We start from the raw sequence: 7680 nt of genomic DNA, 5'->3' as shown, positions 1-7680 counted from the left end.
GCCCCCCCCCCCCCCCCGCCCCCCCCCCGTCGCCTGTGTCAGACCCCCTACCCCCCCCCCGCCCCGTAACCCCCCCCCCCCCGGGGCAGGCGGCACTGACCGCCCTCCCCCCGGCCCTCTCCCTGTGGGTGTGGGAGTACTCCGTACATCCTCGTAGGCCAGGTAAGCGCAGCGCCACCGGGCAGGTGGCACTGACTACCCTCATCCCGGCTCACTCCCTGAGGAAGAAGGAGTACTCCGTACACCCCGAAATCCATTTTCCGCAATCTAAATTGATCTCCGTCACATATCATCAATTCTGATTATTACTCTCAGGCTAACGATCCTGCTCTCCGCTTAATTGATGCATTTCTCACCAAAGCACAGACTCTTCTCAGTGTTAAGACAATCAAACTGATTGCTGAATCAGGAGGTTCATCATGTTATCTGGGCAAACGCCAGCACGCGTCTGGAATACCCGCCGCACTGAAAAACAGCGGCGTCTGGCTTCCGTACCCGTGCAGGGTAAGGTACTGCCAACCGCCGATCTGACCGCGATGCTGGAAAAACTGATCGCGCCGGGTGACCGCGTGGTTTTAGAGGGGAACAACCAGAAGCAGGCTGATTTCTTATCCCGCATGCTGGCAGAAGTTAACCCGCAGATTGTGCATGACCTGCACATGATTATGCCAAGTGTCGGGCGCAGCGAGCATCTGGATATCTTTGAAAAGGGTATCGCCCGCAAGCTGGACTTTTCCTTCTCCGGTACCCAAAGCCTGCGTATCTCGCAGTTACTGGAAGATGGTCTGCTGGAAATCGGCGCTATCCACACCTACATCGAGCTTTATTCCCGTCTGTATGTCGATCTCTCGCCTAACGTGGCGCTGATTGCTGGTTTTAAAGCCGATCGCAAAGGCAACCTTTATACCGGCGCGAGTACTGAAGATACCCCGGCGTTAGTCGAGGCCGCCGCGTTCCACGACGGTATTGTTATCGCCCAGGTGAATGAGCTGGTGGACGATGAATGTGACCTGCCGCGCGTCGATATTCCTGGCTCCTGGATTGACTACGTGGTCGTCGCCGACAAACCGTTCTTTATTGAGCCTCTGTTTACCCGCGACCCGCGACTGATCAAGCAGGAACACATCCTGATGGCGATGATGGCGATTAAAGGCATCTATGCAGAACATCAGGTGCAGTCGCTGAACCACGGCATTGGTTTCAACACCGCCGCTATCGAACTGCTGCTGCCGACGTACGGCGAACAGCTCGGCCTGAAAGGCAAAATCTGTAAACACTGGACCCTGAACCCGCATCCGACGCTGATCCCCGCCATTGAAAGCGGCTGGGTGGAAAGCGTGCACTGCTTCGGCGGTGAACTGGGGATGGAAGAGTACATCCGCGCTCGTCCTGATGTGTTCTTTACCGGAGCCGACGGTTCCATGCGTTCCAACCGCGCGTTCTGCCAGCTGGCGGGCCAGTACGCGGTTGATATGTTTATCGGCTCTACCTTGCAGGTGGACGGTTACGCGAACTCCTCAACCGTAACCCGTGGCCGTCTTTCCGGCTTCGGTGGTGCGCCCAATATGGGCCATGACCCGCACGGTCGTCGCCATGCCACGCCGGCCTGGCTGAACATGATCACCGAGCCGGACCCCATGCAGCGCGGTAAAAAACTGGTGGTGCAGATGGTTGAAACCTTCCAGGCCGGGGTGAAACCGACGTTCGTGGAAAAACTGGACGCCATTGAAGTGGCGAAAACTTCCGGCATGCCGCTGGCACCCGTGATGATCTACGGCGATGACGTGACCCACGTGCTGACTGAAGAAGGCATTGCCTATCTGTATCGTGCCGAAAGCCTCGAAGAGCGACGGGCGATGGTGGCGGCGGTCGCCGGCATCACCGATATCGGGCTGGGTGTTGATGCTAAACGCGTGGCGGCACTGCGCCAGAGCGGCAAAGTGGTTTATCCGGAAGATATGGGCATTCGTCGTACCGACGCCACCCGTTCTCTGCTGGCCGCAGGCAGCGTCGCTGACCTGGTGGAATGGTCCGGCGGTCTTTACAACCCCCCTGCGAAATTCCGGAGCTGGTAATGAAACTTCTGCCCCGGCTCCAGGTTGAAGGCAGTGCCGAATGGCTGGCGCGAGCCGCCACGCAGTGTCTGATTGACGAAGCGCGACTTAGCCCGAAACCCGGTCTGGTGGACAGTCGGGGGAATGGCGCGCACCACGATCTTACCCTTGCGCTAATGGAACGTTCTGCGCACAGCCTGACCCCCACGTTTCAGGCGCTGGCGCAACAAAGCTGGCAACGTCCGGCAGATATTGCGCTCAGACAAACCATTGGGCGACTCGGTCGCGAAGGCGAGCAGCAGATGATGGCGGCGACCAACGGCGTCAATACCCACCGCGGCGCGATTTGGGCGCTGGGATTGCTGGTCAGCGCCGTTGCGATGCTCGGTGGCGACGCTCACGCCCAGCAGGTGGCGGATACCGCCGCCGGACTGGCGAGGCTACCGGATGACGCCGCGCCGAAAGTCTTCAGTAAAGGGCTTCGCGCTACTCATCGTTACCAGGTGCCGGGCGCACGCGAAGAGGCGCAGCAGGCGTTTCCGCACATTATGCATTATGCGCTGCCACAGCTTCGGCAAAGCCGGTTGAACGGCAGTAGTGAAACGCACGCGAGGCTGGATGCGCTGATGGCGATCATGACCTCGCTGACCGACACCTGCGTGCTTTCCCGTGCCGGAATGGACGGTCTGGAGGCCATGCAGCATGGCGCACGCGCCGTACTCAGTGCAGGCGGAAGCGCCCATCCGGCAGGGCAGCAGGCGCTGGCGATGTTAGATCGCCAAATGCTGGCGCTGAACGCTTCGCCGGGCGGCGCGGCAGATTTGCTCGCCGCCACGCTGTTTCTCGACCGTATCGAATCGCCGTATTTAACGCATTAAGAGGATGTTATGGAACACATTACGTTAACCGTACCGGCCAGCCGCACCTTAAGTGGTAAAGCGCTGGCAGGCGTTGTGGGCTCCGGGGATATGGAGGTGTTATTCACCGCCGACCAGAGCCAGACGTTGACCATTGATATCACCACTTCCGTCGATAACAGCCGCGCCCGCTGGGAAGCGTTGTTGACGCGTCTGCAAACCGTGAGCAGCCTGCCTGCGGGCAAACTGACGATCCACGATTTCGGCGCAACGCCCGGCGTGGCGCGCATTCGTATCGAACAGGTATTTGAAGAGGTGAGCTATGCGTAACGATCGCAGTTTTATCGAATTAAAAGCGCGTCAGCGTGCGCAGGCGCTGCTGGATGACGGCAGCTACCGCGAATTACTTGACCCGTTTGAAGGCATTGTTTCGCCATGGCTGGGCGCGCAGGGCATCGTGCCGCAGGCGGATGACGGTATGGTGGTGGCTAAAGGCACTATCAACGGCAAACCGTCGGTGGTCGTGGCGATTGAAGGCGCATTCCAGGGCGGCAGCATGGGCGAAGTGTCCGGGGCCAAAATGGCGGCGGCGCTGGAACTGGCGGCAGAAGATAACCGTAACGGCATCCCGACGCAGGCGGTATTGTGCCTGGAAACCGGCGGTGTGCGTTTACAAGAGGCCAACCTGGGCCTGGCTGCGATTGCTGATATTCATGCGGCGATTGTCGATCTTCGCCGCTATACCCCGGTGGTCGGCATTGTCGCCGGAACCGTGGGCTGCTTCGGCGGGATGTCCATCGCCGCGGCGCTGTGCAGTTATCTGATTGTTACCCGTGAAGCGCGTCTCGGTCTTAACGGCCCGCAGGTTATCGAGCAGGAAGCCGGGATTGAAGAGTACGATTCCCGCGACCGTCCGTTTATCTGGAGCATGACCGGCGGCGAAGTGCGTTATCAAAGCGGGCTGGTGGATGCGCTGGTGGGCGATGGCGTCAATGCAGTGAAAACGGCGATGAACGACGCGCTGGCGAAAGGCGTTCCGGCTAAGCATCGCACGGATAACTATGACGATTATCTTCATCGCCTGACGAATTTTGATACCCGCAAACAAGCTGATGCCGAACAGATTAACGCGCTCTTTGCCCGGGAGGTGAAATGATGAGTACTTCAATAAGCCGCGGCGAATTATGGCTGCAAGCTCTTGTCCCGAATGCAAAACGTCTTGAAGGACTGTGCCCGTCCGTGCAGGCCGCGGATGGTGAGCTGAATGGCGAAACGGTGCGCTTTATCGCCGTCGTGCCGGATGCGAACAACCATTTCCCGCGTGCGGCGAAAGGCGAAGTGGGTCTGCTGGAAGGCTGGACTCTGGCGAAAGTGGTCAGCGAAACCGTGGCCGCCGACGCTGACAACGCCGTTAAACGCCCGATTGTGGCGGTGATAGATGTGCCGAGTCAGGCCTACGGCCGTCGTGAAGAAGGTTTTGGTATTCACCAGGCGCTGGCGGGTGCCGCTGCGGCGTATGCCAATGCGCGTCTGGCGGGCCACCCGGTGATTGGTCTGATTGTCGGTAAAGCAATGTCCGGTGCGTTTCTGGCGCACGGCTATCAGGCGAACCGTTTGATTGCCTTCAACGACAAAGGCGTTCTGATCCACGCGATGGGCAAAGAGTCCGCCGCACGTATCACCCTGCGCAGCGTGGAGTCGCTGGAAAAACTGGCGGCAACCATTCCGCCGATGGCCTACGACATCGATAACTACGCCACGCTGGGGCTGCTTTCAAATCTGCTGGATATCAGCAATCCGGACGCTCCGTCCGCCGACGATCTGGTGCTGGTGAAAACCACTGTGCAACAGGCTATTGATGACGCTCGTCAGGACCCAACGCTGAAAAGCCGGCTGGGCGCTGACAACCGCCGCAGCTCAGCGCTGGTACGTGAACGTATGCGAGCGAGCTGGTAAGCAACAAGAGACCTGCCGGATTGCCTGCCCGGAGCAGGCAACTGAAAAATAATAATCATCGCGCCAGTACTAAACACAACGTTCTTCAGCCTGCACAGGGAGCCGCAGCCTGAAGAATGACGTGATTTTTCTTTTAACTACAGGTGATTTATGACTTACGTGATTGTTCATGCTCTTGCACCGATTTTTATCATCATGTTGCTGGGGTTCTGGGCCGGGAAGGCCAAAATGGTGGATAACAAGAATGTTTCCCTGCTGAATATCTTTGTGATGGACTTTGCACTTCCCGCCGCGCTGTTTAGTGCCACGGTTCAGACGCCGTGGACGGGGATAGTCGCCCAGTCGCCGCTGATTCTGGTGCTGACGCTGGCGATGTGGATCACCTACGCCGCCATCTATTTCCTCGCCACGAAAGTATTTAAAAAGTCACCGCAGGATGCCGCTGTGCTGACGCTGACCGTAGCACTGCCAAACTATGCGGCGCTTGGCCTGCCGATCCTTGGCAGCGTGCTGGGAGAAGGCGCGGCAACGTCGCTTTCTGTCGCGGTTTCTATTGCCTGCGGCTCCGTGCTGATGACACCGTTCTGCCTGCTGATCCTCGAGCGTGAAAAGGCGCGTGCTGAGGGGAATAACAGCGGCTCTACGCTGGCGATGCTGCCGGTGCTGATGTGGCGCTCAATTAAGAAACCGATCGTGATGGGACCGCTGCTGGGGGTTATTCTCTCCGCTATCGGTATCACGATGCCGGAACTGGTACTGGCAGCCATCAAACCGCTGGGGCTGGCGGCGACCGCAGCCGCGCTGTTCCTGACCGGGGTGATCCTGTCTGCGCGTAAATTGCAGATCAACACGATGGTCATTACCTCGACCATCGCCAAGCTGCTGATTCAGCCAGCGATCGCCTGGGGGATTGTGCTGATTTTCGGCCTGCACGGCTCCGTGGCGATTACGGCTATCCTGATGATTGCGCTGTCTGCCGGTTTCTTCGGTGTGGTATTCGGTAACCGCTTTGGCGTGCAGTCGCCGGATGCCGAAGCTGTGCTGCTGTTAAGCTCGGTACTGTGTATCCTGTCGCTGCCGCTGTTTATCTCGCTGACATCAGGGATCTAAATCATGACCATAACATTACGCCCCCACGACCTTATCTGGCTTACCGCGCGTGACGCGCTGGAAGATATTACGGACGCCTGGGTGGACGACGCCTGGCATCCAGGCCTGCCGGTCGTGGTGCGGCGTGATGTTGATGTACAAGGACGCATTCCGGTTGGGGTTCGCGGAATGCGTCGTGACCAGCGGGCGGCAGGGTGGGTCAAACCCGGCACCGTTGCCCGCGTTTGTTCACCGGAATCGCTGGTGGACTCGCTGACACTGCTGCGTTCGCCGTTCATCTCACAGCCGCCGGTTCAGGTGGCGTTATTGCTGACACAACAGACGTGGCCGTGGACATGGGGCATTACCGGAAGCGCGGGTTATGCGCTGGCGACGGGGATACCGGTGATCCACGCTACAAGCGATCTGGATCTGCTGATCCGCGCGCCGCGGCCGCTGCCGCACGAGCGACTGGAGAAATGGCAGCAGCACTTAACGGATGGGCTTTGTCGGGCGGATACTCAGGTGGAAACGCCGCAGGGGGCGTTCGCCCTGAATGAGTGGCTGCGCGACGGTAAGGCACTGTTAAAAACGTCACTGGGGCCGCGTCTGGTAAGCGACCCGTGGGGCAGGGAGGAATAAATGAAAATCCTGTTTACCTTTCCGGGACAGGGGACACAGCATGCTGGCATGCTGCAAAACCTTCCGGGAACAGAATTAGCGCAGGCGCGCGAGGTACTGGGTGCGCAGGCAGATCGGCTTGATTCCCCCGACGCATTAAAGCATACCCGGGCAGTACAGCTTTCCCTGTTGATTGCCGGGGTCGCCTGGGCGCGTGAACTGGAGCGCCGTGGCGTATCGCCGGATATTGTCAGTGGCCTCTCTATTGGCGCATACCCGGCGGCAGTGATAGCCGGCGCGCTGGATTTTGCCGATGCGCTGAAGCTGGTGGCACTGCGTGGCGATTTGATGGAGCAGGCGTATCCGCACGGCTACGGTCTGACGGCGATCGTGGGGTTAACGCTCTCTCAGGTTGAGGCGCTGGTTGACGGCAGCGGGACCTATATCGCCAATCTGAATGCGGAGACACAGATTGTCATTGCCGGGAGTGATGACGCGATGGCGAGGGTAGCGAAACGGGCGCTGGAGAAAGGGGCCAGCAAAGCGAATCGTCTGGCGGTCAGTGTGCCGTCACACTGTGAATTACTGGCGCAACCCGCGCAAACTCTGGTAGAGGCTTTCAGCAATGTCACGCTTTCTCGTCCGCGCTATGCGTATCTGAGCGGCAGTAGCGGACGCGTGTTGTGGCAACCGGAAAAAATAGCCGACGATCTGGCAATGAATATGGCGCGCACCGTGCGCTGGCAGGAGGCGGTGATTGCCGCAAACGAACGTGAAGCGCGGCTGGCCATTGAGATGCCGCCCGGCGGCGTTTTAACCTGTCTGACGCGTCAGGCCGCATGGGAAGGGGAATCCGTTTCGCTGGAACGCAGCGGCGTGGAGGTCGCGGTACATCTGGCAAAACGGCTGCGGGCGCAGGGGTGAGCAACCACGCGGTTGTCGCCCCGTAGTGCTTTGCCCGGTGGCGCTGCGCTTACCGGGCCTACAGAGGTGTACGGAATACCCCTCTCCCTGAGGGAGAGGGCCGGGGTGAGGGTGGTCAGTGCCACTCGCCCGGTGGCGCTGCGCTTACCGGGCCTGCGGGGTGTACGGAGTACTCCCTC

At 59.4% G+C, this 7680-nt stretch carries 8 protein-coding genes; all 8 read left to right on the top strand.

Features of this window, described 5'->3' with window-relative positions:
* The first annotated feature begins 419 nt into the window (after positions 1-419).
* The 8 genes from mdcA (at position 420) to mdcH (ending at position 7501) form a co-directional block, all read left to right on the top strand.
* Positions 420-2075, top strand: a complete 1656-nt coding sequence (mdcA, locus tag CHU32_RS27210; RefSeq protein WP_103677186.1) for a malonate decarboxylase subunit alpha — start codon at positions 420-422, stop codon at positions 2073-2075.
* Positions 2075-2932: a triphosphoribosyl-dephospho-CoA synthase gene (locus CHU32_RS27205; RefSeq protein WP_103677187.1), complete on the top strand. Its 858-nt coding sequence runs from the start codon at positions 2075-2077 to the stop codon at positions 2930-2932. The genes mdcA and CHU32_RS27205 overlap by 1 nt, the downstream gene beginning before the upstream one ends.
* A 9-nt stretch (positions 2933-2941) precedes the next feature.
* Complete coding sequence (mdcC, locus tag CHU32_RS27200; protein WP_103677188.1) at positions 2942-3241, top strand: malonate decarboxylase acyl carrier protein; 300 nt, start codon at positions 2942-2944, stop codon at positions 3239-3241.
* On the top strand, positions 3234-4067 hold the full coding sequence (locus CHU32_RS27195; protein WP_103677189.1) for a biotin-independent malonate decarboxylase subunit beta: 834 nt from the start codon (positions 3234-3236) through the stop codon (positions 4065-4067). Before mdcC ends, CHU32_RS27195 begins: the two co-directional genes overlap by 8 nt.
* Entirely contained in the window at positions 4067-4867 is an 801-nt protein-coding gene (mdcE, locus tag CHU32_RS27190; protein ID WP_103677286.1) for a biotin-independent malonate decarboxylase subunit gamma, read from the top strand. The genes CHU32_RS27195 and mdcE overlap by 1 nt, the downstream gene beginning before the upstream one ends.
* A gap of 150 nt (positions 4868-5017) precedes the next feature.
* On the top strand, positions 5018-5977 hold the full coding sequence (locus CHU32_RS27185) for an AEC family transporter (protein ID WP_103677190.1): 960 nt from the start codon (positions 5018-5020) through the stop codon (positions 5975-5977).
* A 3-nt stretch (positions 5978-5980) separates the two neighbouring features.
* On the top strand, positions 5981-6598 hold the full coding sequence (locus CHU32_RS27180) for a malonate decarboxylase holo-ACP synthase (RefSeq protein ID WP_103677191.1): 618 nt from the start codon (positions 5981-5983) through the stop codon (positions 6596-6598).
* Entirely contained in the window at positions 6599-7501 is a 903-nt protein-coding gene (gene mdcH, locus CHU32_RS27175) for a malonate decarboxylase subunit epsilon (RefSeq protein ID WP_103677192.1), read from the top strand. It begins immediately after the preceding gene.
* Positions 7502-7680 lie beyond the last annotated feature (179 nt).

This window comes from Superficieibacter electus, assembly GCF_002915575.1.
Taxonomy (GTDB): domain Bacteria; phylum Pseudomonadota; class Gammaproteobacteria; order Enterobacterales; family Enterobacteriaceae; genus Superficieibacter; species Superficieibacter electus.
The sequence above is the reverse complement of the archived record's forward strand: the minus strand, read 5'-3'. Positions and strand labels throughout refer to the sequence as shown.